Origin of the sequence: Streptomyces sp. NPDC090025, from assembly GCF_044748125.1 — a bacterium.
In the GTDB taxonomy this organism is placed as follows: domain Bacteria; phylum Actinomycetota; class Actinomycetes; order Streptomycetales; family Streptomycetaceae; genus Streptomyces.
Window position 1 is genome coordinate 43,981 of sequence record NZ_JBIVFL010000017.1, and the last position, 24,348, is coordinate 68,328.

Here is a 24,348-nt window from a genome sequence, read left to right on the forward strand (position 1 = left end):
GCCCGGCGGGCCTCGGCCCGGGCCGGATACCCTTGGGTGACTGCCCACCCCGACCCGAGGAATCGCGACCACCGTGTTCGATACGCTTTCCGACCGCCTGGCGAATACCTTCAAGTCCCTCCGGGGCAAGGGCCGCCTCTCCGAGCAGGACATCGACAGCGCGGCCCGGGAAATCCGTATCGCCCTCCTCGAGGCCGATGTCGCCCTCCCGGTCGTCCGCGCGTTCATCAAGAACGTCAAGGAGAGGTCCGTCGGGGCCGAGGTCTCCAAGGCGCTGAACCCCAGCCAGCAGGTCATCAAGATCGTCAACGAGGAGCTCGTCAGCATCCTCGGCGGCGAGACCCGCCGACTGCGGTTCGCCAAGAACCCGCCGACCGTGATCATGCTCGCCGGTCTCCAGGGTGCCGGTAAGACCACCCTCGCCGGAAAGCTCGGCCTCTGGCTGAAGAGCCAGGGCCACACCCCGCTCCTCGTCGCCTGCGACCTCCAGCGCCCCAACGCCGTCAACCAGCTCTCGGTCGTCGCCGACCGCGCCGGTGTCGGCTTCTACGGCCCGCAGCCCGGCAACGGCGTCGGCGAGCCCGTCCAGGTCGCCAAGGACTCCCTCGAGTACGCCCGGTCGAAGATGTACGACGTCGTCATCGTCGACACCGCCGGCCGCCTCGGCATCGACCAGGAGCTGATGCGGCAGGCCGCGGACATCCGCGACGCCGTCAGCCCCGACGAGATCCTGTTCGTCGTCGACGCCATGATCGGCCAGGACGCGGTCAACACCGCCGAGGCGTTCCGCGACGGCGTCGGCTTCGACGGCGTCGTGCTGTCCAAGCTCGACGGCGACGCCCGCGGTGGTGCCGCGCTCTCCATCGCGCACGTCACCGGCAAGCAGATCATGTTCGCCTCCAACGGCGAGAAGCTGGACGACTTCGACGCGTTCCACCCGGACCGCATGGCGTCCCGCATCCTCGGCATGGGCGACATGCTGTCGCTCATCGAGAAGGCCGAGCAGACCTTCAGCCAGGAAGAGGCCGCCAAGATGGCCTCCAAGCTGGCGTCCAAGAAGGGTCAGGAATTCACGCTCGACGACTTCCTCGCCCAGATGGAGCAGGTCCGCAAGATGGGCTCCATCTCCAAGCTGCTCGGCATGCTCCCCGGCATGGCGCAGATGAAGGACCAGATCAACAACATCGACGAGCGCGAGGTCGACCGCACCGCCGCGATCATCAAGTCGATGACCCCGGCCGAGCGCCAGGACCCCACCCTCATCAACGGCTCCCGCCGGGCCCGTATCGCCCGCGGTTCCGGTGTCGAGGTCAGCGCCGTCAAGGGCCTGGTCGAGCGCTTCTTCGAGGCCCGCAAGATGATGTCCCGCATGGCGCAGGGCGGCGGCATGCCCGGCATGCCCGGGATCCCCGGCATGGGCGGTGGCCCCGGCCGCCAGAAGAAGCAGATCAAGCAGGCCAAGGGCAAGCGCAAGAGCGGCAACCCGATGAAGCGGAAGGCCGACGAGCAGGCCGCCCAGGAGCGCCGCGAGCAGGCGCAGGCCGGCGGCGCCTTCGGGCTCCCGGCGGCCGGCCAGGGCCCCGCCGACTTCGAGCTGCCCGACGAGTTCAAGAAGTTCATGGGCTGACGACGCCCGCACCCGCCCCGACAAGGGCGGTACGGAGGGGCCCGCGACGGTACGAAACCGTCGCGGGCCCCTTTTCGTCCGCCCGGCCCACCCGTAATGCCGGGAATGCCGCACTCTTCGATACTGGGGCCACAGCCGCCCCGAGGAGAGCCCGTGGCCAACCCCGTACCCCCGCGCGACCGGACCGACCAGCCCTGGCGCTCGGAAGGGGCCCCGCCGCCCCCGCCGTCCAAGAAGAAGATGCCCGGAGGCTGGGGCGGACTCATCCTCACCGCGCTCGCGGTCTACCTCATCGCCAACCTCGTCCTCTCCCTCTTCAACGAGGGCGACGGGCCGACCATCTCCTACACCGAGTTCGACAAACAGGTCGCCGCGGGCAACGTCTCCAAGATCTACTCCAAAGGCGACGCCATTCAGGGCCAGCTGAAGAACAAACAACCCGTTCCGGACGGCGGCAAGGGCGACTACAGCAAATTCACCACCCAGCGCCCCGCCTTCGCCGACGACGACCTGTGGGCCCAGCTCACCAAGAGCGGCACCGTCGTCACCGCCGAACCCGTCGTCCAGGAACGCAGCTTCCTCGCCAACCTGCTCATCTCGCTCGCCCCGATGCTGCTCCTCGTCGTCCTGTGGGTGTTCATCGCCCGCCGGATGAGCGCCGGCATGGGCGGCGGCGCGGGCGGCATGCTCGGCCGCAAGACCCCGCCCAAGCCCGTCGAACTGGACGGCGGCAAGCGCACCACCTTCGAGGACGTCGCCGGCATCGACGAGGTCGAGGGCGAACTCAACGACGTCGTCGACTTCCTCAAGAACCCCGACGCCTACCGCGAGATGGGCGCCAAGATGCCCCGCGGCGTCCTCCTCGCCGGACCGCCCGGAACCGGCAAGACCCTGCTCGCCCGCGCCGTCGCGGGCGAGGCCGGAGTGCCCTTCTTCTCCGCCTCCGCCTCCGAATTCATCGAGATGATCGTCGGCGTCGGCGCCTCCCGCGTCCGCGAACTCTTCGCCGAGGCCCGCAAGGTCGCCCCCGCGATCATCTTCATCGACGAGATCGACACCATCGGCCGGGCCCGCGGCGGCGGCGCCGGCATGGGCGGCCACGACGAACGCGAACAGACCCTCAACCAGATCCTCACCGAGATGGACGGCTTCACCGGCTCCGAAGGCGTCATCGTGCTCGCCGCCACCAACCGCGCCGACGTCCTCGACCCCGCCCTCACCCGGCCCGGCCGCTTCGACCGGATCGTCCACGTCAACCCTCCCGACCGCGGCGGCCGCGAAGCCATCCTCAAGATCCACACCCGCGAGATCCCGCTCGCCAAGAACGTCGACCTCGAACAGGTCGCCAAGACCACCCCCGGCATGACCGGCGCCGAACTCGCCAACCTCGCCAACGAGGCCGCCCTCCTCGCCGTGAAACGCCAGCAGAAGACCGTCACCCAGTCCGACCTCTCCGACGCCCTCGAAAAGGTCCAGCTCGGCGCCGAACGCCCGCTCGTCATGCCCCTCGAAGAACGCCGCCGCACCGCCTACCACGAGAGCGGCCACGCCCTCCTCGGCATGCTCCAGCCCGGCGCCGACCCCGTCCGCAAGATCACCATCGTGCCCCGCGGCCGCGCCCTCGGCGTCACCCTCTCCACCCCCGACGCCGACAAGTACGCCTACACCGAGGAGTACCTGCGCGGCCGGATCATCGGCGCCCTCGGCGGCATGGCCGCCGAACAGGTCGTCTTCGGCGTCATCACCACCGGCGCCGAGAGCGACCTGGAACAGGTCACCAACATCGCCCGCGGCATGGCCGGCCGCTGGGGCATGAGCGAACGCGTCGGCCGCCTCACCGCCATCCCCAGCGACGCCCAGCAGGCGTACGGCCTCTCCGCCGCGCCCGCCACCCTCGACACCGTCGACGCGGAGATGCGCCGGATCGTCGACGAGTGCTACGAGAGCGCCATCCGCCAGCTCCACGACCACCGCGACAAGCTCGACGCCCTCGCGGAGGCCCTGCTGGAGAACGAGACCCTGGAGGAGGCACAGGCGTACCGGGCGGCGGGCATCCCGCGCCTGACGAAGGACGACGGGACGGGGGACGGCCAGGAGGGTACGGACGGCGGGGACGGTACGGAGGGCTGAGACGGTACGGAGGGGGGAGGCGGGGCCTGAGCGGCGGCCGGGCCTGACGGCGAGGCCCCGACAGGCCGGGGCGGGCGGGCCCGGCGGACCGGCTCCGCCCTACGCGGCCACCCGCGCGATCACATACCGGAAGTCGTTCGCCATCCACACCGTCCCGTCCGGCCGGGCGAACGGCTCCAGGGCCTCAAGCAGCTCCTTCTCCACCTGATCCGGATCGGTCGCCTCGATCGCCGCGTCGAACTCACCCGTCGACAGCAGCCCGCGCACCGCGCTGTCCCGGTCCGCGTAGCCGAACGGGCACGACACCCGCCCGCTGCCCGCCGCCCGCAGCCCCGCCGCCGCCACCGCGTCCTCCAGGCGCGCCCGCTCCATCGGCCGCCAGTCCGTCAGCCGCGCCGCGACCCGCAGCACCGAGGCCGTCGCGCACCGCTCCGCGGGACCCCAGCCCGCGAGCACCACCGCCGCACCCGGTTCCGCCAGACGGGTGGCCGCCGCAAGACCCCCGACGACCCGCGCCGTCCCGTGGAACGCCGTGATCACGTCGTACGGACCGCCCTCCGGCACCCCGGACCCGGCGATCCGCACCCGCGGCAACCGCTCCCGCGCGAGCGCCACGCGCGCGTGGTCGCGGTCCGCGCCGGTCACCCGCGCCCCGCGGCCCGCCGCGATCAGCAGCGCCAGACCGGAGCCGCAGCCCAGGCCGAGCACCCGCGACCCGGCGCCCACGCCGAGCCGGTCGTACACCGCCTCGTACAAGGGCACGAGCATCCGTTCCTGGATCTCGGCCCAGTCGCGCGCGGGGTGGTGCGGGACGAGCGTAGGTGTCATGGAAAGCGCCCCAATCCGTACTCGGACGACAACCCCCCGTAGCCAGGGAACTGCGCAACCCGTCCGCCGTCCAGTGCTCGCGCGCCCCCTTCCCCCGGAGAGGGGGCGCGCGAGCACGGGACGACCGCCGGGGGACGGCGGGGGAGTCCGGGACGGAGGGGGCGGTGCCCGAGTTCGGGCAGCCACCCGGTACTGTCCCTCCCACACCGCTCCGGCGCGCGTGAACCATCCGCGCGCCGGGGCGTATGCGCCGTACGCGCAGCTCCCCACGCATCCGCACCGACTGACGGGTACGTGCAAAATATTTGAGTTGCCCCGGAATGGAACCCGGAAGGGATCCGGCTCGTTGTACCCGACGTGAGCACGACACCACCTGTTCTCGCCGCAGAGCTGGCACAGGCGTGGGCCGACATTCAGCGGCACCACTCCGAGCTGCCCGACCTTGCCGCGCCCGAGTCCCTGATCGGAGAGTCCTCGTCCGCCTGCGGCGCCGAGCTCTCCTTCGAGCGACTGCTCCACGAGGCAGTCCACGGCATCGCCGCCGCCCGAGGAGTCCGCGACACCTCCCGCGCCGGCCGCTACCACAACCGCAGATTCCTCGCGATCGCCGAGGAGCTCGGCCTCGACCATCCCGAGGAGCCGCACGCCAGCAGCGGCTTCTCCCTGGTCACCCTGAACGCCGAGGCCAAGCGGCGCTACCGGCCCACCATCGAACGCCTCCAGCGCGCGCTCAAGGCCCACACCGTGGCCACCGCCGCCGACACCAAGCGCAGCTTCCGCGGACCGGCCGCCCGGCACGGCTCCTCCGGCGGTGGCGTCCGCGTCAAGGCGGTCTGCGACTGCGGACGCAATGTGCGCGTGGTGCCGTCCGTGCTCGCCCAGGCGCCCATCGTCTGCGGCGGCTGCGGCAAGCCCTTCCGTATCCCGGAGACCGTCGGCGCCGCCAGCTGACCGCGCGCGGGTCGGCCTCGTCGCGGGCGCGGCGAGGCCGCCGTACGACGTGTGGCACAATGGTCAGCTGTACTCGACAGTCGAACAGGACCCCTCTCTCCTCCGGCTGACGCGTCCATCGGGCACTCGGGTACCACAACCCCACGTGGCATCACCGGTGCCCAACCACGTCAAGACCAGGAGACACCACTCCAGTGGCAGTCAAGATCAAGCTCAAGCGCCTCGGCAAGATTCGCCAGCCGCACTACCGCATCGTCGTCGCCGACTCGCGCACCCGCCGTGACGGCCGCGCGATCGAGGAGATCGGCCTCTACCACCCGACGTACAACCCGTCGCGTATCGAGGTCGACTCCGAGCGTGCGCAGTACTGGCTGTCCGTCGGCGCCCAGCCGACCGAGCCCGTCCTCGCCATCCTGAAGCTCACCGGCGACTGGCAGAAGGCGAAGGGCCTCCCGGCCCCGGAGAAGCCGCTGCTCGCCCCGGCGACCAAGGAAGCCAAGCGCGCCACCTTCGACGAGTTCGCGAAGACCCTCGAGGGCGACGACAACAAGGGTGAGGCCATCACCCCGAAGGCCAAGAAGGCTGACAAGAAGGCGGACGAGGCCGAGGCCGAGTCCACCGAGTCGACCGAGGCCTGATCATGCTCGAGGAGGCTCTCGAGCACCTCGTGAAGGGCATCGTCGAGAACCCCGACGACGTGCAGGTCGCCTCGCGCAACCTGCGTCGCGGCCGCGTCCTCGAGGTCCGGGTGCACCCCGACGACCTCGGCAAGGTCATCGGCCGCAACGGGCGCACCGCGCGCGCACTGCGCACCGTCGTGGGCGCCATCGGCGGCCGGGGGATCCGCGTCGACCTCGTCGACGTGGACCAGGTCCGCTGAAAGATTGACACCGGCACGGGCCGGGGAGGGCAGCCGCCCACCCCGGCCCGTTGCCGTTCCCGTACGACAGGAGAGTTCACCAGTGCAGTTGGTAGTCGCGCGGATCGGCCGCGCCCACGGCATCAAGGGCGAGGTCAGCGTCGAGGTACGGACCGACGAGCCCGAGCTGCGGCTCGGCCCCGGCGCCGTCCTGCACACCGACCCGGCCACCGTCGGACCCCTCACCATCGAGGCCGGCCGGGTGCACAGCGGCCGCCTGATGCTGCGCTTCGCCGGCGTCACCGACCGCACCGGCGCCGAGGCCCTGCGCAACACCCTCCTCATCGCCGACGTCGACCCGGAGGAGCTGCCCGAGGAGGAGGACGAGTACTACGACCACCAGCTGGTCGACCTCGACGTGGTCCTCGCCGACGGCACCGAGATCGGCGTCATCTCGGAGATCTCGCACCTGCCGTCCCAGGACCTGTTCATCGTGGAACGGCCGGACGGCAGCGAGCTGATGATCCCGTTCGTCTCGCAGATCGTCACCGAGATCGACCTGGAGAACCAGCGTGCCGTCATCGACCCGCCGCCGGGCCTGATCGACGACGCCCAGGCGGTCGTGGCCTCCTCGCGCGACGAGGCGGACGAGACCGAGACGGGCGACGCAGAGTCGAGCTCGGACACGTCGGACAAGGACGCCTCCTGATGCGCCTCGACGTCGTCACGATCTTCCCCGAGTACCTCGAACCGCTGAACGTCTCGCTGGTCGGCAAGGCCCGCGCCCGCGGCGTGCTCGACGTGCACGTCCACGACCTGCGGGACTGGACGTACGACCGGCACAACACCGTCGACGACACCCCGTACGGCGGCGGCCCCGGCATGGTCATGAAGACCGACCCCTGGGGCGACGCCCTCGACCAGGCCCTCACCGACGGCTACGAGGCCGGTGCCCACGCGCCCGCCCTCGTCGTGCCCACCCCCAGCGGCCGGCCCTTCACCCAGGAACTCGCCGTCGAGCTGTCCGAGCGGCCCTGGCTGATCTTCACGCCCGCCCGCTACGAGGGCATCGACCGCCGCGTCATGGACGAGTACGCCACCCGCATCCCGGTGTACGAGGTGTCGATCGGCGACTACGTCCTCGCGGGCGGCGAGGCCGCCGTCCTCGTCGTCACCGAGGCCGTCGCCCGGCTGCTGCCCGGCGTCCTCGGCAACGCCGAGTCCCACCAGGACGACTCCTTCGCCCCCGGCGCCATGGCCAACCTGCTCGAAGGCCCCGTCTACACCAAGCCCCCGGTGTGGCGCGGCCACGGCATCCCCGACGTCCTGGTCAGCGGCCACCACGGCAAGATCGCCCGCTGGCGGCGCGACGAGGCCCTGCGCCGCACCGCCGCCCACCGCCCCGACCTGATCGAGCGCACCGACCCCGCCGCCTTCGACAAGAAGGACCGCGAGACGCTCTCCATCCTCGGCTGGGCCCCCGAGCCCGGCGGCCGATTTTGGCGCAGGCCGCAGGGCGTGGAAGAATAGGCAGCTGCCGTACGTCCGGCGCGCGCCCCCTGCCACAGGGGGGACGACGCCCGCCGACGACGGACGGCGATCCCATCGTTCGTACACACCGCTGATGACCTGTGGCATCGGCGAGGAAAGAGACCTCCATGGCCTCCCTGCTCGACCAGGTCAACGCCGCGGCCCTGCGCTCCGACGTCCCGGCCTTCCGCCCCGGCGACACCGTGAACGTCCACGTTCGCGTCATCGAGGGCAACCGCTCCCGTATCCAGCAGTTCAAGGGTGTCGTCATCCGCCGTCAGGGCTCGGGCGTCTCCGAGACCTTCACGGTCCGCAAGGTCTCCTTCTCCGTCGGCGTCGAGCGCACCTTCCCGGTGAACAGCCCGATCTTCGAGAAGATCGAGCTCGTGACCCGCGGTGACGTCCGTCGCGCGAAGCTGTACTACCTCCGTGAGCTGCGCGGCAAGGCCGCGAAGATCAAGGAGAAGCGCGACAACTGAGCCTCGGTCCTCAGGGTGGCGGGATAGGCTCGCCCCCGATGGACACCGAAGCACAGCAAGAGCACACGGAGCGCGATCGCTCCTCCGACGAGGAGGAGCGGTCGCGCTCCGCGCGCGTTTCCGGGCCTGATCCCGATTCGGTTTCCGGCCCTGAATCCGGGACTGTTTCCGGGCCTGATTCCGGGTCTGCCGGTTCGCGGCGTGCCGGTGGTGTGCTGAGCTGGCGGCGGACCGGTCTGATCGGTGTCGCCTGCATGGTCTTCCTGCTGGTTTTCAGCCATTTCGTGCTCCAGCCGTTCCTGGTCCCGAGCAGCTCGATGCAGCCCACCCTCCAGGTCGGCGACCGGATCCTGGTCAACAAGCTGGCGTACCGTTTCGGCGCCGAGCCGCGCCGGGGTGACGTCGTCGTCTTCGACGGCACCGGCTCCTTCGTCCAGGAGCCGCCCGCGCAGAACCCGGTGACCGGCCTGCTGCACGACGCGGCGGCCGCCCTCGGGCTCGCGGAACCCGACGAGACCGACTTCGTGAAGCGGGTCATCGGCACCGGCGGCGACCGGGTGGTCTGCTGCGACAAGGACGGCGGACTCAGCGTCAACGGCGTCCCGGTGCGTGAGTCCTATCTGATGCCCGGCGACCGCCCCTCCAGCGTGCCCTTCGACATCGTGGTGCCTCAGGGAACCCTGTGGGTGATGGGCGACCACCGCAGCCAGTCCAGCGACTCCCGCGACCACCTCGGCCAGCCCGGCGGCGGCATGGTCCCGGTCGACAAGGTGATCGGCCGCGCCGACTGGATCGGCTGGCCCGTCGGCCGCTGGACGACGATCCCGGCGACCGGCGCGTTCGACGCGGTCCCGGACTGGTCGGGCGGCGGCGCCCACGCCCTGTCCGGCGGCCAGGGGTCAGGACCGGGGTCCGGACCAGGTTCCGCGCCGGGGTCCGGACGTGGGTAGGCGGGGCAAGCCCCCGGCCGGCCGAGCCGGCCGCGCCGGTTCCGGAGGTGTCGGTTCCGGAGGCGCCGGTTCCGTACCGTACGAGACGTTCGGTGGGGCCGGCGGGGATTCCGGTACGGGTACGAGTTCCGGGTCCGGTACGGGGCGGGGTACGGGCGCGGGGCCCGCGGCGGGGCCCGCGGCGGCCGGGCGGGCCGAGCGGCGCCGACTGGCCCGTAAGGTCAGAAGACGCCGACGGCGTTCGACGATCACCGAGATCCCGCTCCTCCTCACCGTCGCCGTCCTCATCGCCCTGGTCCTGAAGACGTTCCTGGTGCAGGCGTTCGTGATCCCGTCGGGCTCGATGGAGCAGACCATCCGGATCGACGACCGGGTCCTTGTCGACAAGTTGACCCCGTGGTTCGGCAGCACGCCGCAGCGCGGTGACGTCGTCGTCTTCGAGGACCCCGGCAACTGGCTCCAGCACGAGGAGACCACGGGGTCCGACGACCCGGTCGGCGTGAAGCAGATCAAGCAGGGCCTGACTTTCATCGGTCTGATGCCGTCCGCCGACGAGCGGGACCTGATCAAGCGGGTCGTCGCGGTCGGCGGCGACACGGTGAAGTGCTGCGGTGCCGACGGGCGGCTCACCGTCAACGGCGTGGCCGTTGAGGAACCGTATCTGCACCCGGGGAACGTGCCCTCGACGATGCCGTTCGAGGTCAAGGTGCCGCCGGGGCGGGTGTTCGTGATGGGCGACCACCGGGCCGACTCCGCCGATTCGCGCTACCACCTCGACGAACCGGAGCACGGCACCGTCGCCGAGGACCGGATCGTGGGCAGGGCCGTCGTCATCGCCTGGCCCTTCGGCCACTGGCGGCGCCTGGAGTCGCGGTCGACGTTCGCCGACGTACCAGCCGCAGCTGCGGACGACGGCGGGGCGGCGGGGGCCGTACCCACAGGTCTGTCGCATAGTGTGTCCCCGCGCGATCTGAACGGATTGCCGAAACTCCCGACCCCTGCGGAACTTCTGCTCGTTATGGGAGTGGTGGGCCTGACCCTGTTCCGGGGCGGGCGATTGCACGGACTGAGGAGTGGATGTGGGGGATTTGGCCGTCGGCGCACGATCCGGACACGGCGAGCCCGAGGACAGGCCCGAGCGGCCCGCCCCGCCGGTGGCGGCCATGACGGATGACTCCGCCGACCCCGCGGGCCGTCCCGCGCCCGGCGCTCCCGGCTCCGACCCCTCCCCGGCCCCGGCTCCCGGCGCTCCGGCCGCCGGCCCGTCCGAGGTCCCGCAGGCCCAGGCCACCCCTGCCGCCGCGCCGGCCGGTGGCTCGGGTTCGGGCCACGACGGCGGGGACGACGGTGACGGCGATGGCGACGGGAACGGGGAAGGCGGTGCCGGCAAAGCCGGCCGGTCCGACCGCGGCCCCAAGAAGCCGCGTTCCTTCTGGAAGGAACTGCCGCTCCTCATCGGCATCGCGCTGGTCCTCGCCCTGCTGATCAAGACGTTCCTGGTGCAGGCGTTCTCGATCCCCTCGGACTCGATGATGAACACCCTGCAGCGCGGCGACCGGGTCCTCGTCGACAAGCTCACCCCGTGGTTCGGCTCCGAGCCCGAGCGCGGCGAGGTCGTCGTCTTCCACGACCCGGGCGGCTGGCTCGAAGAGGCCAACACCCCCGACCCCAACGTGCTCCAGAAGGTCCTCAGCTTCATCGGCCTGATGCCGTCCGCCGAGGAGAAGGACCTGATCAAGCGGGTCATCGCGGTCGGCGGCGACACCGTCTCCTGCAAGGAGGGCGGCAAGGTCGTCGTCAACGGCAAGGAACTCGACGAGAGCTCCTACCTCCACCCCGGCTCCGTGCCGTGCGACCCCGCCTTCGGCCCGGTCAAGGTCCCCGAGGGCCGCATCTGGGTCATGGGCGACAACCGGCAGAACTCGCTGGACTCCCGCTACCACATGGAACTCCCCGGTGGCGGCACCGTCTCCAACGACGACGTGGTGGGCCGCGCCGTCGTCATCGCCTGGCCGGTGACCCGCTGGTCGACGCTGCCCGTCCCGGCCACGTACGACCAGCCCGGCCTCAGCCAGGCACTGGCCGCCGCCCCGGCCACCCTCGGTCTCGCCGGGGCGCTCCCGCTGGTGCTGTGGCGCCGCAAGCGGCGCACCGCCCGCGAGGCCGGTGGGAACGACATCGCGCGGACTGCCCATACCGCGCAGTAGTGACTCACGGGTAGGGTGCCCACCCGGGCCGTCCGCACCGGCGACGGCCCGGACGACGGCCCGGACGACGGCCCGGACGACGGCCCGGACGACGGCCCGGACGACGGCCCGGACGACGGCCTGGAAGACAGCCCGGACGACGGCCCGGCGGAACACCGGACAACCAGAGTGCCGGTCCACCGGAACGTCGGAACGCCGGAACGTCGGAACGCCGGACGGACCGGTCCACCGGATCACCCGAACACCCGAGGTGCCCATGAGTGTCGAACCGCGTTCGGTTCCCCAGGACGGCCACGGCCGCCTCGGCAGAGTCCTGTCGGGGCTGGCCGTGGCCGTCGGCTGTGTGCTCTTCCTCGGCGGCTTCGGCCTCGGGGCGCTGCTCTACCAGCCGTTCACGGTGCCCACCGACTCCATGACCCCGACGCTCGCCGTCGGCTCCAAGATCCTCGCGGCGCGCGTCGACGGAGCCGACGTCAAGCGGGGCGACATCGTCGTCTTCCAGGACGTCCAGTGGGGCAACGTCACCATGGTCAAGCGGGTCGTGGGCGTCGGCGGCGACACCGTCGCCTGCTGCGGCGCGGGCGGCCGCCTCACCGTCAACGGCACCCCGGTCGACGAACCGTATCTGCGGGACGCGGGCAAGGCCGTCGGCACCGCCGACGGGCAGCCGGGCAGCGCGGGCGCGGCGGCCCCGGGAGCCGAGTTCTCCGCCAAGGTCCCCGACGGCAGCCTCTTCCTGCTCGGCGACGACCGCCACACCTCGATGGACTCCCGGGCCCACCTCCAGGAAGCCGGACACGGCGCCGTGCCGCGCGGCGCGGTGATCGGCCGGGTCGACGCCGTCGCCTGGCCCGCCCCCGGCGCCCTGGACCGCCCGGCGGCCTTCGCGGCCCTCCCCGGCGGCACCTCGCAGCCCGGCCCCGTGGTGCCCCTGGTCAGCGCGATCGTCGCCGGGTGCGTACTGATCCTGGCCGGGGCGGCGTACGGGCCGCTGGTGCGGCGCGGGGGCCGGAAGAAGACCACGGGTTCTGCGGCCGGGACCGCGAAGGGCCGGGTGAACGCGTGAGCGGCGCGGAGACGGCGGGCGCGGCGGCGACCGAGGTGGAGTCGCGGCGGGTCGCACGGGTCGTGCTGCTCGACCCGGACGACCGGATCCTCCTCATCCACGGCTTCGAACCCGACGACCCCGCCCAGACCTGGTGGTTCACACCCGGCGGCGGCCTGGAGGGCGACGAGACCCGCGAACAGGCCGCGCTGCGCGAACTCGCCGAGGAGACCGGCATCACCGACGTACGGCTCGGCCCGCTGCTCTGGCGGCGCTTCTGCTCGTTCCCCTTCGCCGGACGCCGCTGGGACCAGGACGAGTGGTACTACCTGGCCCGTACCACCCAGACCGCCACCGCGCCCAGCGCCCTCACCGAGCTCGAGGCCCGTAGCGTCGCCGGCCTGAGATGGTGGACCTCCGCCGAACTGTCGGCGGCCCGTGAGACGGTGTACCCCAACAGACTCGCCGAGCTGCTCCACACTCTGCTCGACGAAGGACCCCCGAGCACGCCGCTCGATCTCGCCCCGGAAATCGTTTAGGGGAGCGAGCGGCTGGCGCACAATGGGGGGACGCACGGCTGAAGGGGAACATGCCATGAGCGCCGAGGACCTCGAGAAGTACGAGACCGAGATGGAGCTGAAGCTCTACCGGGAGTACCGCGACGTCGTCGGGCTGTTCAAATACGTGATCGAGACCGAGCGGCGCTTCTACCTCACCAACGACTACGAGATGCAGGTCCACTCGGTCCAGGGCGAGGTCTTCTTCGAGGTCTCCATGGCCGACGCCTGGGTCTGGGACATGTACCGGCCGGCCCGATTCGTGAAGCAGGTCCGCGTCCTCACGTTCAAGGACGTGAATATCGAGGAGCTCAACAAGAGCGACCTGGAGCTTCCCGGCAGCTGAGCCGCCGGGCCCCCGGGGGCGCGGCATGGGGCAGGTCACGGGGCAGGGCGAGGGGCGGGGCGCGGGGCGGACCACCGCGGACCACCCGGACGAGTGACGAAGTTGTCCACAGACAGCCACTCCTCCACAGGCCCGCACACGGAACGTAGCGGTGCGTCACATTCGGTGCCGGAGGTGGTACCGAATGAACGCGACCAGCGCGCTCGGGCGATACGGCGAAGACGTCGCCGCCCGCACCCTCACCACGACCGGCCTGCACATCCTCGCCAGAAACTGGCGGCACGGCCGCACCGGAGAGATCGACATCGTCGCCCGCGACGGCGACACCCTCGTCGTCTGCGAGGTCAAAACCCGCCGCGACGGCATCTTCCAACACCCCATGGCCGCCATCACCCCGGCCAAAGCCCGACGACTCCGCCACCTCGCCGCCTGCTGGCTCGACACCCACGGCACCCCACCCGGCGACGGCGGTGTCCGCATCGACCTCATCGGCGTCCTGCTGCCCCGCCGCGGCGCACCCGTCGTCACCCACGCCCAGGGGGTGGCCTGACATGACCTTCGCCCGCACCTGCTCCGTCGCCCTCGTCGGCGTCGAAGGAGTCCTCGTCGAGGTCCAGGCCGACCTCGAAACCGGCGTCGCCGCCTTCACCCTCGTCGGACTCCCCGACAAGACCCTCACCGAGAGCCGCGACCGCGTCCGCGCCGCCATCGCCAACTCCGACGCCGAATGGCCCCAGAAGAAACTCACCGTCGGACTCAGCCCCGCCGCCGTCCCCAAAGCCGGATCCGGCTTCGACCTCGCCGTCGCCGCCGCCATCCTCGGCGCTGCCGAACGCATCGACCCCCGCGCCATCGCCGACCTCGTCCTCATCGGCGAACTCGGCCTCGACGGCCGCGTCCGACCCGTCCGAGGCATCCTCCCCGCCGTCCTCGCCGCCGCCGACGCGGGCTACCGCCACGTCGTCGTTCCCGAACAGACCGCGGGCGAAGCCGCCCTCGTCCCCGGCGTCTCCGTCCTCGGCGTCCGCACCCTGCGCCAACTCATCGCCGTCCTCACCGACGAACCCGTCCCCCAGGAAGAACCCCACGACCCCGGCCGCCCCGACCCCCTCCTCGCCGGACTCCTCGTCCCCGGCGCGGGCATCGGCACCGGCCTCGCCGCCGACCCCGGCGACGGCCCCGACCTCGCCGACGTCGCCGGCCAGCACACCGCCCGCCGCGCCCTCGAGATCGCCGCCGCCGGCAGCCACCACCTCCTGCTCACCGGACCACCCGGCGCCGGCAAAACCATGCTCGCCGAACGACTCCCCGCCATCCTCCCGCCGCTCACCCGGCACGAATCCCTCGAAGTCACCGCCGTCCACTCCGTCGCCGGGATCCTGCCGCCCGGCGAACCCCTCGTCCGCCGCCCGCCCTACTGCGCACCCCACCACTCCGCGACCATGCAGTCCCTCATCGGCGGCGGCAACGGACTGCCCCGCCCCGGAGCCGTCTCCCTCGCCCACCGAGGCGTCCTCTTCCTCGACGAAGCGCCCGAATTCTCCACGAAATCACTCGACGCACTCCGCCAACCCCTCGAATCCGGGCACGTCATCGTCGCCCGAGCCGCCGGAGTCGTCCGCCTCCCCGCCCGCTTCCTCCTCGCCCTCGCCGCCAACCCCTGCCCCTGCGGCCGCCACACCCTCCACGGCGCCGACTGCGAATGCCCACCCGCCCACATCCGCCGCTACCAGGCCCGGCTCTCCGGACCCCTCCTCGACCGGGTCGACCTCCGCATCGAGGTCGAACCCGTCACCCGCTCCGACCTCCTCGGACACGGCGGCCGAGGCGAACCGAGCAGCACCGTCGCCGACCGCGTCCGTGAGGCCCGCGCCCGCGCCGCCGCCCGACTCGACGGCACCCCCTGGACCCTCAACAGCGAGATCCCCGGCCACGAACTCCGCACCCGCTACCAACCCGCCCCCGGCGCCCTCGCCGCCGCCGAACGCGACATCGAACGCGGCCTGCTCACCGCCCGGGGCGTCGACCGCGTCCTCCGCGTCGCCTGGACCGTCGCCGACCTCGCCGGACACGACCGCCCCACCGCCGAGGACCTGACCCTCGCCCTCGAACTCCGCACCGGCATCGCCCGCGGTGTTCCCCTCCCGACACCGGCCCGAGCGACAGCGGGTGCGGGCGCGGGCGCGGGGCCGAGGGGCGCGGCGACGGGGGAGTGGCGATGACCCCCACCCCGTACCCCGGCGAAACCGGCCCCGGCACCGGCGGCCCGCGACCCCGCGCCCCCCACCCGCCCGGCCCTCCGGCCACCGACCCGCGTGCCGAGGAACGACTCGCCCGCGCCACCCTCACCCACCTCGTCGAACCCGGCGACGAACACGCCGGCCGCGCCCTCCACCGACACGGCGCCACCCGCTTCCTCGACCTCCTCACCCTCACCCGCGGGCACGCCGACCACCCCGACCCCGACCCCGTCGCCTTCCCCGGCACCAGCCCCGCCCGCATCGCCACCTGGCGCCGCCGCGCCGCCACCGCCCGCCCCCACCACGACCTCGACCGCATCACCCGCCTCGGCGGCCGCTTCCTCATCCCCGGCGACACCGAATGGCCCACCCAACTCGACGACCTCCACGACGCCCGCCCCCTCGGCCTCTGGGTCCGCGGCCCCGCCGACCTCCGCGCCTGGGCCCTGCGCTCCGTCGCCCTCGTCGGCGCCCGCACCTGCACCCCCTACGGCGCCCACACCGCCGCCACCCTCGCCGCCGGACTCGCCGAACACGGCTGGGTCGTCGTCTCAGGAGCCGCCTTCGGCATCGACGGCGCCGCCCACCGAGGCGCCCTCGGCAACGGCGGCGCCACCCTCGCCGTCCTCGCCTGCGGCATCGACATCCCCTACCCGAGAGGCCACGCCGGACTCCTCCAACGCATCGCCGAACAAGGCATCCTCCTCGGCGAACTCCCCCCAGGAGCCCACCCCACCCGCAGCCGCTTCATCCTCCGCAACCGCGTCATCGCCGCCCTCACCCGCGGCACCGTCGTCATCGAAGCCCAATACCGCAGCGGCTCCCTCGTCACCGCCCGCGCCGCCGCCCGCCTCGGCCGCCACACCATGGGCGTCCCCGGACCCATCACCAGCGGCCTCTCCGCCGGAGTCCACGAACTCCTCCGCCACGACGCCACCCTCGTCACCGACGCCGCCGAGATCATCGAACTCGTCGGCGACATCGGCCAGCTCGCCCCCCACCGCCAAGGCCCCGTCCTGCCCCGCGACCTCCTCGCCCCCGACACCGCCCGCGTCCTCGAAGCCCTCCCCGGACAGCACCCCACCCCCCTCACCGACATCGCCACCCGCGCCGGCACCCACCCCGACCACACCCTCGCCAAGCTGTACGAACTCCACTCCCTCGGGTTCGTCGAGCGACACCACGACGACTGGAGGTTGACGAACAGCCCGACAGAACCCTCGAACGTCCGGCATGGCGGTACTTGACCCGCCGCATTCGGGTGAAATGGTGAAGACGATGAGCAATCCTGTTCACCCAGCCACACCCCAGGGGCACACCCGCGCCACCGCCCCCGTACGAGCACCAGGCCACCCCAGACCGCCAGGACCACCCCGACCGGCGCGATCCACCGACGTTCGCGCACCGCGACAGTCCACTCACGCTACGCTCACGAGGATCCCCCGCCCGACAAACGGAACCACCCCTACGCACCCGATCGCAGAACGGCTCAAGGCGACGCATGCCCCAGCACACCTCCGGGTCTGACCGCGCCGCGGTGCCCCCAGCAGCCCGGGGCACCGTGCGACCGCCCGCACCGACCTCGCTCGACGAGCTGTGGCGCTCGTACAAGGACACCGGCGACGAAAGGCTGCGGGAACAGCTGATCCTGCACTACTCGCCCCTCGTCAAATACGTCGCCGGGCGCGTCAGCGTCGGCCTGCCCTCCAATGTGGAACAAGCCGACTTCGTCTCCTCAGGAGTCTTCGGACTCATCGACGCCATCGAGAAGTTCGACGTCGACCGCGCCATCAAATTCGAGACCTACGCGATCACCCGCATCCGCGGCGCCATGATCGACGAACTCCGCGCCCTGGACTGGATCCCCCGCTCCGTCCGCCAGAAGGCCCGCAACGTCGAACGCGCCTACGCCACCCTCGAAGCCCAGCTCCGCCGCACCCCCAGCGAGACCGAGGTCGCCCAGGAGATGGGCGTCACCCTCGAAGAACTCCACTCCGTCTTCAGTCAGTTGTCCCTCGCCAACGTCGTCGCCCTCGAAGAACTCCTGCACGTCGGCGGCGAAGGCGGCGACCGGCTCTCCCTCATGGACACCCTCGAGGACACCGCCGCCGACAACCCCGTCGAAGTCGCCGAGGACCGCGAACTGCGCCGCCTCCTCGCCCGGGCCATCAACACACTGCCCGAACGCGAGAAGACCGTCGTCACCCTCTACTACTACGAGGGCCTCACCCTCGCCGAGATCGGCCACGTCCTCGGCGTCACCGAGAGCCGGGTCAGCCAGATCCACACCAAGTCCGTCCTCCAGCTCCGCGCCAAGCTGGCCGACGCGGGCCGCTGACAGCCCCTTGCCCCACCGCCGTACAGTGGAGCCGTGCCCAGGATTCGAGCGGCCTCCGTGGCCGAGCACCGGACCATGCAGCGCGGCGCCCTGCTCGACGCCGCGCGCTCCCTGCTGTCCGAAGGCGGAACGGAAGCACTGACCTTCCCCGCCCTCGCCGAGCGCACGGGCCTCGCCCGCTCCTCGGTCTACGAGTACTTCCGCTCCCGAGCGGCCGTCGTCCAGGAACTCTGCGCCGTCGACTTCCCCGTCTGGGCCGCCGAGGTCGAGACCGCCATGGCCGGCGCCGACACCGCCGCGGGCAAGGTCGAGGCATACGTCCGCAGCCAACTGGAACTCGTCGGCGACCGGCGCCACCGCGCCGTCGTCGCCATCTCCGCGAGCGAGCTCGACGACGGCGCCCGCGAGAAGATCCGCGCCGCCCACGGCGGCCTCATCACCATGATCGTCACAGCCCTCACCGACCTCGGCCGCCCCGAACCCCGCCTGGAGGCGATGCTCCTCCAGGGCATCGTCGACGCGGCCGTCCGCCGCATCGAACTCGGCGCCGCCGAAGACCCCGCCACGATCGCCGACGCGGCCGTCTCCATGGCCCTGACCGGAGTCCACGGCACCTGACCCGGCTCCATCCGCCTCCAGGGGCCTCCCCCCCCGCCCCCCCGCCCCCTCCCCCCACCCCCCCACCCCCCCACCCCCCCACCCCCGTCCCCCTCCTTCAGATCGCACGCCCCGGCTCACTCCCTCGGCGGCGGCCACGGGCCGGGCACGGGCGTGGGCATCGGCTCTGGTTGGTTCCAGAGCGGGAGCAGGCGGGAGCCGCCGCCTCGCATCAGGGACCACGGGTTCAGATAGTGGTCTCCGCGCAGCAGGCCCCAGTGGAGGCAGGTCGTCGGGCAGTGGGTGCCTTCGGTGACCTCGGCCAGGACGTCTCCTTGCCGGACCGTGGTGCCTGCCCGGACGAGGGGGCGGACCGGGGTGTAGGTGGTGCGCAGGGGTGGGTTTCCGGTGGCGGGCAGGGTGAGGGTGAGGGTGCCGTGGCCGCCGACGGGGCCGGCGAAGGTGACGGTGCCGGCGGTGGGGGCGTGGACCGGGGTGCCCGGTGGGGCGGCGAGGTCGAGGCCGCGGTGGCCGGCGGCGTACGGGCCGGGGGGTGGTTCCCAGCCGCGGAGGATGTCGGGCGGTGGTGGGCCGTCGATCGGCCAGACCGCGGTGATCAGGGTCACGAGCAGTGTGGTCATGTGGTGCATGGGGGAAGCGTGCCCGGCGGTCACGGTGGGTGACCGGGTCCGGCCGGATCTGTGGATGACGACGGGGTTGTGGACAACGCCGTCACCCGGTGCGTCCGGGGTCCCGTACACTTTCCCTGGCGACCCGGGTCACCGGGTCGACTTCGCACGCCCCGCCACCAGTCCTCGCGGCGGGTGGCAGCGCCTTTTCGGTCCCTTGTGGCACGGCGCGTCGGGGCGTCAGGAATACGAACCGAGAAACCCAAGGAGATGGCCATGGCCGTCGTCACGATGCGGGAGCTGCTGGAGAGCGGCGTCCACTTCGGTCACCAGACCCGTCGCTGGAACCCGAAGATGAAGCGCTTCATCTTCACCGAGCGCAACGGCATCTACATCATCGACCTGCTCCAGTCGCTGTCGTACATCGACCGCGCCTACGAGTTCGTCAAGGAGACCGTCGCGCACGGCGGCTCCATCATGTTCGTCGGTACGAAGAAGCAGGCCCAGGAGGCCATCGCCGAGCAGGCGACGCGTGTCGGCATGCCCTACGTGAACCAGCGCTGGCTGGGCGGCATGCTCACCAACTTCTCGACCGTCTACAAGCGTCTGCAGCGCCTCAAGGAGCTCGAGCAGATCGACTTCGAGGACGTCGCCGCCTCGGGTCTCACCAAGAAGGAGCTCCTGGTCCTCTCCCGCGAGAAGGCCAAGCTGGAGAAGACCCTCGGTGGTATCCGCGAGATGCAGAAGGTGCCGAGCGCCGTCTGGATCGTCGACACCAAGAAGGAGCACATCGCCGTCGGTGAGGCGCGCAAGCTCCACATCCCGGTCGTCGCGATCCTCGACACCAACTGTGACCCCGACGAGGTCGACTACAAGATCCCGGGCAACGACGACGCGATCCGTTCCGTCACCCTGCTCACCCGCGTGATCGCCGACGCCGTCGCCGAGGGCCTCATCGCCCGTTCCGGCGCCGCTGCCGGTGACTCGAAGCCGGGCGAGAAGGCCGCCGGCGAGCCGCTCGCCGAGTGGGAGCGCGACCTGCTCGAGGGTGAGAAGAAGGCTGACGAGGCCGAGGTCCAGTCCTCCGTCGAGACCGAGAAGGACGTCGTCGCGGAGGCCCAGGCCGACGCTCCGGCGGAGACCCCGGCCGAGGTTGTCGCCGAGGTCGTGGCCGAGGCCGAGGCTCCGGCCGACCAGGCCTGAGCCGCCTGACCCTTCCGTACTCCGGAAACCCCGGACGGGACGGCGGGGGCTCGCGAAGCCGCCGCCGTCCCTCCGTGGGTCTCCGTAGATCTTCGTAGATCTTTCAGACTTCGAGAGAGAAACAGACTCATGGCGAACTACACCGCCGCTGACGTCAAGAAGCTCCGTGAGCTCACCGGCGCCGGCATGATGGACTGCAAGAAGGCGCTCGACGAGGCCGACGGCGACGTCGACAAGGCTGTCGAGGCCCTGCGGATCAAGGGCCAGAAGGGTGTCGCCAAGCGTGAGGGCCGCTCCGCCGAGAACGGCGCCGTGGTCTCCCTCATCGCCGACGACAACACCTCCGGCGTCCTCGTCGAGCTGAAGTGCGAGACGGACTTCGTCGCCAAGGGTGACAAGTTCATCGCCGTCGCGAACGCGCTCGCCGCGCACGTGGCCGCCACCTCCCCGGCCGACCTCCCGGCGCTCCTCGCGTCCGAGATCGAGGCCGGCAAGACCGTGCAGGCGTACGTCGACGAGGCCAACGCCAACCTCGGCGAGAAGATCGTCCTGGACCGCTTCGCGCAGTACGGTGACGGCTTCGTCTTCGCGTACATGCACCGCACCATGCCCGACCTGCCGCCGCAGATCGGTGTCCTGGTCGAGCTGGACAAGGCCAACGCCGAGGTCGCGAAGGGTGTCGCGCAGCACATCGCCGCGTTCGCCCCGAAGTACCTGACCCGCGAGGACGTGCCGGCCGAGGTCGTCGAGTCCGAGCGTCGCATCGCCGAGGAGACCACCCGCGCCGAGGGCAAGCCCGAGGCCGCGATCGCCAAGATCGTCGAGGGTCGCGTCAACGGCTTCTTCAAGGACGCCACGCTGCTCGGTCAGCCGTACGCCCTCGACAACAAGAAGTCGGTCCAGCAGATCCTGGACGAGGCCGGTGTCGCCCTGAAGCGCTTCACCCGCATCAAGGTCGGCATCTGAGTCCGTACGCGACGGACACCGGACCCCGGTAGGGTCTGAAGCAGCCGCCCGCCCGCGTGCGGGACGGCCGCAGATCTGACGAGGAGGCCATTGCCGTACGGGAAACCGCAAGGACCCCAGGGCAATGGCCTTCTTCGTATGTGCACGAGGAGATCTCCATGAATCAGGGCGCCGCACAGGGCGACGACAACAACGGCAAAAAGTCCGGCCGCTTCATGCTGAAGCTGTCCGGCGAGGCTTTCTCCGGGGGTACCGGCCTCGGGGTCGACCCGGATGTCGTACACGCCATCGCGCGCGAGATCGCCGCCGTCGTCCGCGACGGCGCCCAGATCGCGATCGTGATCGGCGGCGGCAACTTCTTCCGCGGTGCCGAGCTCCAGCAGCGCGGCATGGACCGGGCCCGCTCCGACTACATGGGCATGCTCGGAACGGTCATGAACTGCCTCGCCCTCCAGGACTTCCTGGAGAAGGAAGGCATCGACTCGCGCGTCCAGACCGCCATCACCATGGGCCAGGTCGCCGAGCCGTACATTCCGCTGCGGGCCGTGCGCCACCTGGAGAAGGGCCGCGTGGTCATCTTCGGTGCGGGCATGGGCATGCCGTACTTCTCCACCGACACCACCGCCGCGCAGCGGGCCCTCGAGATCGACGCCGAGGCGCTTCTCATGGGCAAGAACGGTGTCGACGGGGTCTACGACTCCGACCCGAAGCGGAACCCCGACGCGGTGAAGTTCGACGCGCTGGAGTACGGCGAGGTGCTCGCCCGCGACCTCAAGGTCGCCGACGCCACCGCCATCACCCTCTGCCGTGACAACAACCTGCCGATCCTCGTCTTCGAGCTGCTCGCCGAGGGCAATATCGCGCGCGCGGTCAAGGGTGAGAAGATCGGCACGCTCGTGAGCGACCAGGGCACCCGGGCCTGACCGCCGGACGGCCTGACCGCCCGACCCGAACCGGGAACCGCCCCATGACAGGGACCGGCCGCCGTACGGCGCCGGTCCCCGCGCGGGGGATGGACAGAGCCCTGCCGGCCGTACACCGTGCAGGACACAACGCGACGACACGCAGGAGCAAGTGGTGATCGAAGAGACCCTCCTCGAGGCCGAGGAGAAGATGGAGAAGGCCGTCGTGGTCGCCAAGGAGGACTTCGCCGCGATCCGCACCGGCCGTGCGCACCCGGCGATGTTCAACAAGATCGTGGCGGACTACTACGGTGCCCTCACGCCGATCAATCAGCTGGCGTCGTTCTCGGTTCCCGAGCCGCGCATGGCCGTGGTGACCCCGTTCGACAAGAGCGCGCTGCGCAACATCGAGCAGGCGATCCGCGACTCGGACCTCGGCGTCAACCCGAGCAACGACGGCAACATCATCCGGGTGACGTTCCCGGAGCTGACCGAGGAGCGCCGTCGCGACTACATCAAGGTCGCGAAGGGCAAGGCCGAGGACTCGAAGATCTCGATCCGCTCGGTGCGCCGCAAGGCCAAGGAGACCATCGACAAGCTCGTCAAGGACGGCGAGGTCGGTGAGGACGAGGGCCGTCGCGCGGAGAAGGAGCTCGACGACACCACCGCGAAGTACGTGGCGCAGGTCGACGAGCTGCTGAAGCACAAGGAAGCCGAGCTGCTCGAGGTCTGATGAACGACTCTTCCTGGGGGTCCCCGGCCGGATCCGGCTTCGGGGGACCCGACCAGGGGCCTGCCCCGGCGGGTCCCGCCTACGACGGGCGGCAGGCGGCGCAGACTCGGCCCATGCCCATCGTGTCCGACGTTCCCGCCGGCGACAACCAGGACGATCACGACCGGGGGGCCGCTCTGCCGAGCGGTCCCCTGTTCCGTGACGAGATGCCGCAGGGGCATCCCGAGATGCCGCCCGAGCATCCGCCGCACGAGCATCAGCAGCCGTACGAGCCTCCGCAGGAGCCCATGTCCAGCCCCTCCCAGCCCGCGCCCGCTCCCTCGCCCCGGCAGCAGCCGCGGCAGAAGAAGAGTGCCGGCCGTGACCTGGGCGCGGCGATAGGGGTCGGCCTGGGGCTCGGCGCGGTGATCATCGCGTCGCTGTTCATCTGGAAGCCGGCGTTCGTCGGTGTCGTGGCGGTCGCCGTGGTCGTCGGCCTGTGGGAGCTGACGTCGCGCCTGCAGGAACGCAAGGGCATCAAGGCGCCGCTGGTGCCGTTGGCCGTCGGCGGCGCGGCGATGGTCGTCGCCGGTTATGTGCGGGGTGCGGAAGGCGCGTGGGTGGCGATGGCGCTCACCGCGCTCGCCGTCCTCGTGTGGCGGATGACGGAGCCGCCCGAGGGCTATCTGAAGGACGTCACGGCGGGCGTGTTCGCCGCGTTCTACGTGCCGTTCCTGGCGACGTTCGTGGCGATGCTGCTGACCGCGGACGACGGGCCGCAGCGGGTGCTGACGTTCCTGCTGCTCACGGTGGTCAGCGACACCGGGGCGTACGCGGTGGGCTGGCGCTTCGGCAAGCACAAGCTGGCCCCGAGGATCAGCCCCGGCAAGACCCGCGAGGGTCTGGTGGGCGCGGTGACGTTCGCGATGGCGGCGGGCGCGCTGTGCATGGAGTTCCTGATCGACGACGGCACCTGGTGGCAGGGCCTGCTCCTGGGCCTCGCGGTCGCGGCCAGCGCGACCCTGGGCGACCTGGGCGAGTCGATGATCAAGCGTGACCTGGGCATCAAGGACATGGGCACGCTGCTGCCGGGCCACGGCGGCATCATGGACCGGCTGGACTCGCTGCTGCCGACGGCGCCGGTGGTGTGGCTGCTGCTGGTGCTGTTCGTGGGCAGCTGAGGCGTCCGGGGCTGCCCGGGCCTTCCGCCGCGCGCCTGTTTTCGCTGTTCAGCCGGTACGGAGGGCTCGTC

Annotated in this window: 26 protein-coding genes; 24 read left to right on the forward strand and 2 right to left on the reverse strand. The window is 71.4% G+C overall.

Going from position 1 to position 24,348, the window contains the following annotated elements; all coding sequences use genetic code 11:
• Positions 1-73: 73 nt before the first annotated feature.
• A complete protein-coding gene (gene ffh / locus ACIPXM_RS30220; protein WP_401662002.1) occupies positions 74-1,627 on the forward strand; it encodes a signal recognition particle protein in 1,554 nt (517 codons plus the stop codon).
• A 153-nt stretch (positions 1,628-1,780) separates the two neighbouring features.
• Entirely contained in the window at positions 1,781-3,757 is a 1,977-nt protein-coding gene (ftsH, locus tag ACIPXM_RS30225) for an ATP-dependent zinc metalloprotease FtsH (protein ID WP_401662005.1), read from the forward strand.
• A 99-nt stretch (positions 3,758-3,856) separates the two neighbouring features.
• On the opposite strand, the gene ACIPXM_RS30230 is transcribed toward ftsH, so the two are convergent.
• Positions 3,857-4,585, reverse strand: a complete 729-nt coding sequence (locus tag ACIPXM_RS30230) for a class I SAM-dependent methyltransferase (RefSeq protein ID WP_401662008.1) — start codon at positions 4,583-4,585, stop codon at positions 3,857-3,859.
• A 357-nt stretch (positions 4,586-4,942) separates the two neighbouring features.
• On the opposite strand from ACIPXM_RS30230, the gene ACIPXM_RS30235 reads away from it, so the two are divergent.
• The 17 genes from ACIPXM_RS30235 to ACIPXM_RS30315 all read left to right on the forward strand — a co-directional run bounded on the left by ACIPXM_RS30235 (position 4,943) and on the right by ACIPXM_RS30315 (position 18,705).
• The gene (locus ACIPXM_RS30235; RefSeq protein WP_401662010.1) at positions 4,943-5,536 is read left to right on the forward strand and encodes a hypothetical protein; all 594 of its coding nucleotides are present in this window, start codon (positions 4,943-4,945) and stop codon (positions 5,534-5,536) included.
• A 194-nt stretch (positions 5,537-5,730) separates the two neighbouring features.
• Positions 5,731-6,174, forward strand: a complete 444-nt coding sequence (gene rpsP / locus ACIPXM_RS30240; RefSeq protein ID WP_401662013.1) for a 30S ribosomal protein S16 — start codon at positions 5,731-5,733, stop codon at positions 6,172-6,174.
• Positions 6,175-6,176: 2 nt separating this feature from the next.
• Positions 6,177-6,416 (forward strand): RNA-binding protein, encoded by a 240-nt coding sequence (locus tag ACIPXM_RS30245; RefSeq protein WP_056566048.1) that lies wholly within the window; start codon positions 6,177-6,179, stop codon positions 6,414-6,416.
• An 82-nt stretch (positions 6,417-6,498) separates the two neighbouring features.
• On the forward strand, positions 6,499-7,104 hold the full coding sequence (rimM, locus tag ACIPXM_RS30250; RefSeq protein ID WP_401662017.1) for a ribosome maturation factor RimM: 606 nt from the start codon (positions 6,499-6,501) through the stop codon (positions 7,102-7,104).
• Positions 7,104-7,925 carry a tRNA (guanosine(37)-N1)-methyltransferase TrmD gene (trmD, locus tag ACIPXM_RS30255; RefSeq protein WP_401662019.1) on the forward strand — a complete coding sequence of 274 codons (822 nt, stop codon included), beginning with the start codon at positions 7,104-7,106 and terminating at the stop codon, positions 7,923-7,925. Before rimM ends, trmD begins: the two co-directional genes overlap by 1 nt.
• Before the next feature lie 128 nt (positions 7,926-8,053).
• The gene (rplS, locus tag ACIPXM_RS30260; protein ID WP_401662022.1) at positions 8,054-8,404 is read left to right on the forward strand and encodes a 50S ribosomal protein L19; all 351 of its coding nucleotides are present in this window, start codon (positions 8,054-8,056) and stop codon (positions 8,402-8,404) included.
• 38 nt (positions 8,405-8,442) lie between these two features.
• A complete protein-coding gene (lepB, locus tag ACIPXM_RS30265; RefSeq protein ID WP_401662024.1) occupies positions 8,443-9,354 on the forward strand; it encodes a signal peptidase I in 912 nt (303 codons plus the stop codon).
• 208 nt (positions 9,355-9,562) lie between these two features.
• On the forward strand, positions 9,563-10,528 hold the full coding sequence (gene lepB / locus ACIPXM_RS30270; protein WP_401662286.1) for a signal peptidase I: 966 nt from the start codon (positions 9,563-9,565) through the stop codon (positions 10,526-10,528).
• On the forward strand, positions 10,443-11,561 hold the full coding sequence (gene lepB / locus ACIPXM_RS30275) for a signal peptidase I (protein ID WP_401662288.1): 1,119 nt from the start codon (positions 10,443-10,445) through the stop codon (positions 11,559-11,561). The genes lepB (ACIPXM_RS30270) and lepB (ACIPXM_RS30275) overlap by 86 nt, the downstream gene beginning before the upstream one ends.
• Before the next feature lie 256 nt (positions 11,562-11,817).
• Complete coding sequence (lepB, locus tag ACIPXM_RS30280) at positions 11,818-12,627, forward strand: signal peptidase I (RefSeq protein ID WP_401662026.1); 810 nt, start codon at positions 11,818-11,820, stop codon at positions 12,625-12,627.
• Positions 12,624-13,145 (forward strand): NUDIX hydrolase, encoded by a 522-nt coding sequence (locus ACIPXM_RS30285; RefSeq protein ID WP_401662029.1) that lies wholly within the window; start codon positions 12,624-12,626, stop codon positions 13,143-13,145. Before lepB (ACIPXM_RS30280) ends, ACIPXM_RS30285 begins: the two co-directional genes overlap by 4 nt.
• Positions 13,146-13,200: 55 nt before the next feature.
• Entirely contained in the window at positions 13,201-13,509 is a 309-nt protein-coding gene (locus tag ACIPXM_RS30290) for a DUF2469 domain-containing protein (RefSeq protein WP_005311352.1), read from the forward strand.
• A gap of 184 nt (positions 13,510-13,693) precedes the next feature.
• Positions 13,694-14,059: a YraN family protein gene (locus tag ACIPXM_RS30295; RefSeq protein ID WP_401662032.1), complete on the forward strand. Its 366-nt coding sequence runs from the start codon at positions 13,694-13,696 to the stop codon at positions 14,057-14,059.
• 1 nt (position 14,060) lies between these two features.
• Entirely contained in the window at positions 14,061-15,731 is a 1,671-nt protein-coding gene (locus ACIPXM_RS30300) for a YifB family Mg chelatase-like AAA ATPase (protein ID WP_401662035.1), read from the forward strand.
• On the forward strand, positions 15,728-16,996 hold the full coding sequence (dprA, locus tag ACIPXM_RS30305; protein ID WP_401662038.1) for a DNA-processing protein DprA: 1,269 nt from the start codon (positions 15,728-15,730) through the stop codon (positions 16,994-16,996). Before ACIPXM_RS30300 ends, dprA begins: the two co-directional genes overlap by 4 nt.
• A 254-nt stretch (positions 16,997-17,250) precedes the next feature.
• On the forward strand, positions 17,251-18,087 hold the full coding sequence (gene whiG / locus ACIPXM_RS30310; protein ID WP_401662041.1) for an RNA polymerase sigma factor WhiG: 837 nt from the start codon (positions 17,251-17,253) through the stop codon (positions 18,085-18,087).
• A gap of 57 nt (positions 18,088-18,144) precedes the next feature.
• A complete protein-coding gene (locus ACIPXM_RS30315; protein ID WP_401662290.1) occupies positions 18,145-18,705 on the forward strand; it encodes a TetR/AcrR family transcriptional regulator in 561 nt (186 codons plus the stop codon).
• Between the two features lie 116 nt (positions 18,706-18,821).
• Here ACIPXM_RS30315 and ACIPXM_RS30320 read toward each other — a convergent pair whose 3' ends face one another.
• The gene (locus ACIPXM_RS30320) at positions 18,822-19,325 is read right to left on the reverse strand and encodes a M23 family metallopeptidase (RefSeq protein WP_401662044.1); all 504 of its coding nucleotides are present in this window, start codon (positions 19,323-19,325) and stop codon (positions 18,822-18,824) included.
• A 264-nt stretch (positions 19,326-19,589) separates the two neighbouring features.
• On the opposite strand from ACIPXM_RS30320, the gene rpsB reads away from it, so the two are divergent.
• From rpsB to ACIPXM_RS30345, 5 genes are all read left to right on the forward strand, one after another.
• On the forward strand, positions 19,590-20,516 hold the full coding sequence (rpsB, locus tag ACIPXM_RS30325) for a 30S ribosomal protein S2 (RefSeq protein WP_401662047.1): 927 nt from the start codon (positions 19,590-19,592) through the stop codon (positions 20,514-20,516).
• A gap of 129 nt (positions 20,517-20,645) precedes the next feature.
• Positions 20,646-21,482 (forward strand): translation elongation factor Ts, encoded by an 837-nt coding sequence (gene tsf, locus ACIPXM_RS30330; RefSeq protein ID WP_401662050.1) that lies wholly within the window; start codon positions 20,646-20,648, stop codon positions 21,480-21,482.
• A gap of 158 nt (positions 21,483-21,640) precedes the next feature.
• Positions 21,641-22,405 (forward strand): UMP kinase, encoded by a 765-nt coding sequence (pyrH, locus tag ACIPXM_RS30335; protein WP_401662053.1) that lies wholly within the window; start codon positions 21,641-21,643, stop codon positions 22,403-22,405.
• Between the two features lie 154 nt (positions 22,406-22,559).
• Positions 22,560-23,117: a ribosome recycling factor gene (gene frr, locus ACIPXM_RS30340; protein ID WP_031008629.1), complete on the forward strand. Its 558-nt coding sequence runs from the start codon at positions 22,560-22,562 to the stop codon at positions 23,115-23,117.
• The gene (locus ACIPXM_RS30345) at positions 23,117-24,277 is read left to right on the forward strand and encodes a phosphatidate cytidylyltransferase (protein ID WP_401662056.1); all 1,161 of its coding nucleotides are present in this window, start codon (positions 23,117-23,119) and stop codon (positions 24,275-24,277) included. The genes frr and ACIPXM_RS30345 overlap by 1 nt, the downstream gene beginning before the upstream one ends.
• Positions 24,278-24,348 lie beyond the last annotated feature (71 nt).

Bases quoted from the DNA above. Each gene is read 5' to 3' on its own strand.
- ACIPXM_RS30230 (WP_401662008.1), bottom strand. From the start codon at position 4,585: ATGACACCTACGCTCGTCCCGCACCACCCCGCGCGCGACTGGGCCGAG.
- ACIPXM_RS30245 (WP_056566048.1), top strand. From the start codon at position 6,177: ATGCTCGAGGAGGCTCTCGAGCACCTCGTGAAGGGCATCGTCGAGAAC.
- trmD (WP_401662019.1), top strand. From the start codon at position 7,104: ATGCGCCTCGACGTCGTCACGATCTTCCCCGAGTACCTCGAACCGCTG.
- rplS (WP_401662022.1), top strand. From the start codon at position 8,054: ATGGCCTCCCTGCTCGACCAGGTCAACGCCGCGGCCCTGCGCTCCGAC.
- lepB (WP_401662024.1), top strand. From the start codon at position 8,443: ATGGACACCGAAGCACAGCAAGAGCACACGGAGCGCGATCGCTCCTCC.
- lepB (WP_401662026.1), top strand. From the start codon at position 11,818: ATGAGTGTCGAACCGCGTTCGGTTCCCCAGGACGGCCACGGCCGCCTC.
- ACIPXM_RS30290 (WP_005311352.1), top strand. From the start codon at position 13,201: ATGAGCGCCGAGGACCTCGAGAAGTACGAGACCGAGATGGAGCTGAAG.
- ACIPXM_RS30295 (WP_401662032.1), top strand. From the start codon at position 13,694: ATGAACGCGACCAGCGCGCTCGGGCGATACGGCGAAGACGTCGCCGCC.
- ACIPXM_RS30300 (WP_401662035.1), top strand. From the start codon at position 14,061: ATGACCTTCGCCCGCACCTGCTCCGTCGCCCTCGTCGGCGTCGAAGGA.
- dprA (WP_401662038.1), top strand. From the start codon at position 15,728: ATGACCCCCACCCCGTACCCCGGCGAAACCGGCCCCGGCACCGGCGGC.
- whiG (WP_401662041.1), top strand. From the start codon at position 17,251: ATGCCCCAGCACACCTCCGGGTCTGACCGCGCCGCGGTGCCCCCAGCA.
- ACIPXM_RS30320 (WP_401662044.1), bottom strand. From the start codon at position 19,325: ATGACCACACTGCTCGTGACCCTGATCACCGCGGTCTGGCCGATCGAC.
- rpsB (WP_401662047.1), top strand. From the start codon at position 19,590: ATGGCCGTCGTCACGATGCGGGAGCTGCTGGAGAGCGGCGTCCACTTC.
- tsf (WP_401662050.1), top strand. From the start codon at position 20,646: ATGGCGAACTACACCGCCGCTGACGTCAAGAAGCTCCGTGAGCTCACC.
- pyrH (WP_401662053.1), top strand. From the start codon at position 21,641: ATGAATCAGGGCGCCGCACAGGGCGACGACAACAACGGCAAAAAGTCC.
- ACIPXM_RS30345 (WP_401662056.1), top strand. From the start codon at position 23,117: ATGAACGACTCTTCCTGGGGGTCCCCGGCCGGATCCGGCTTCGGGGGA.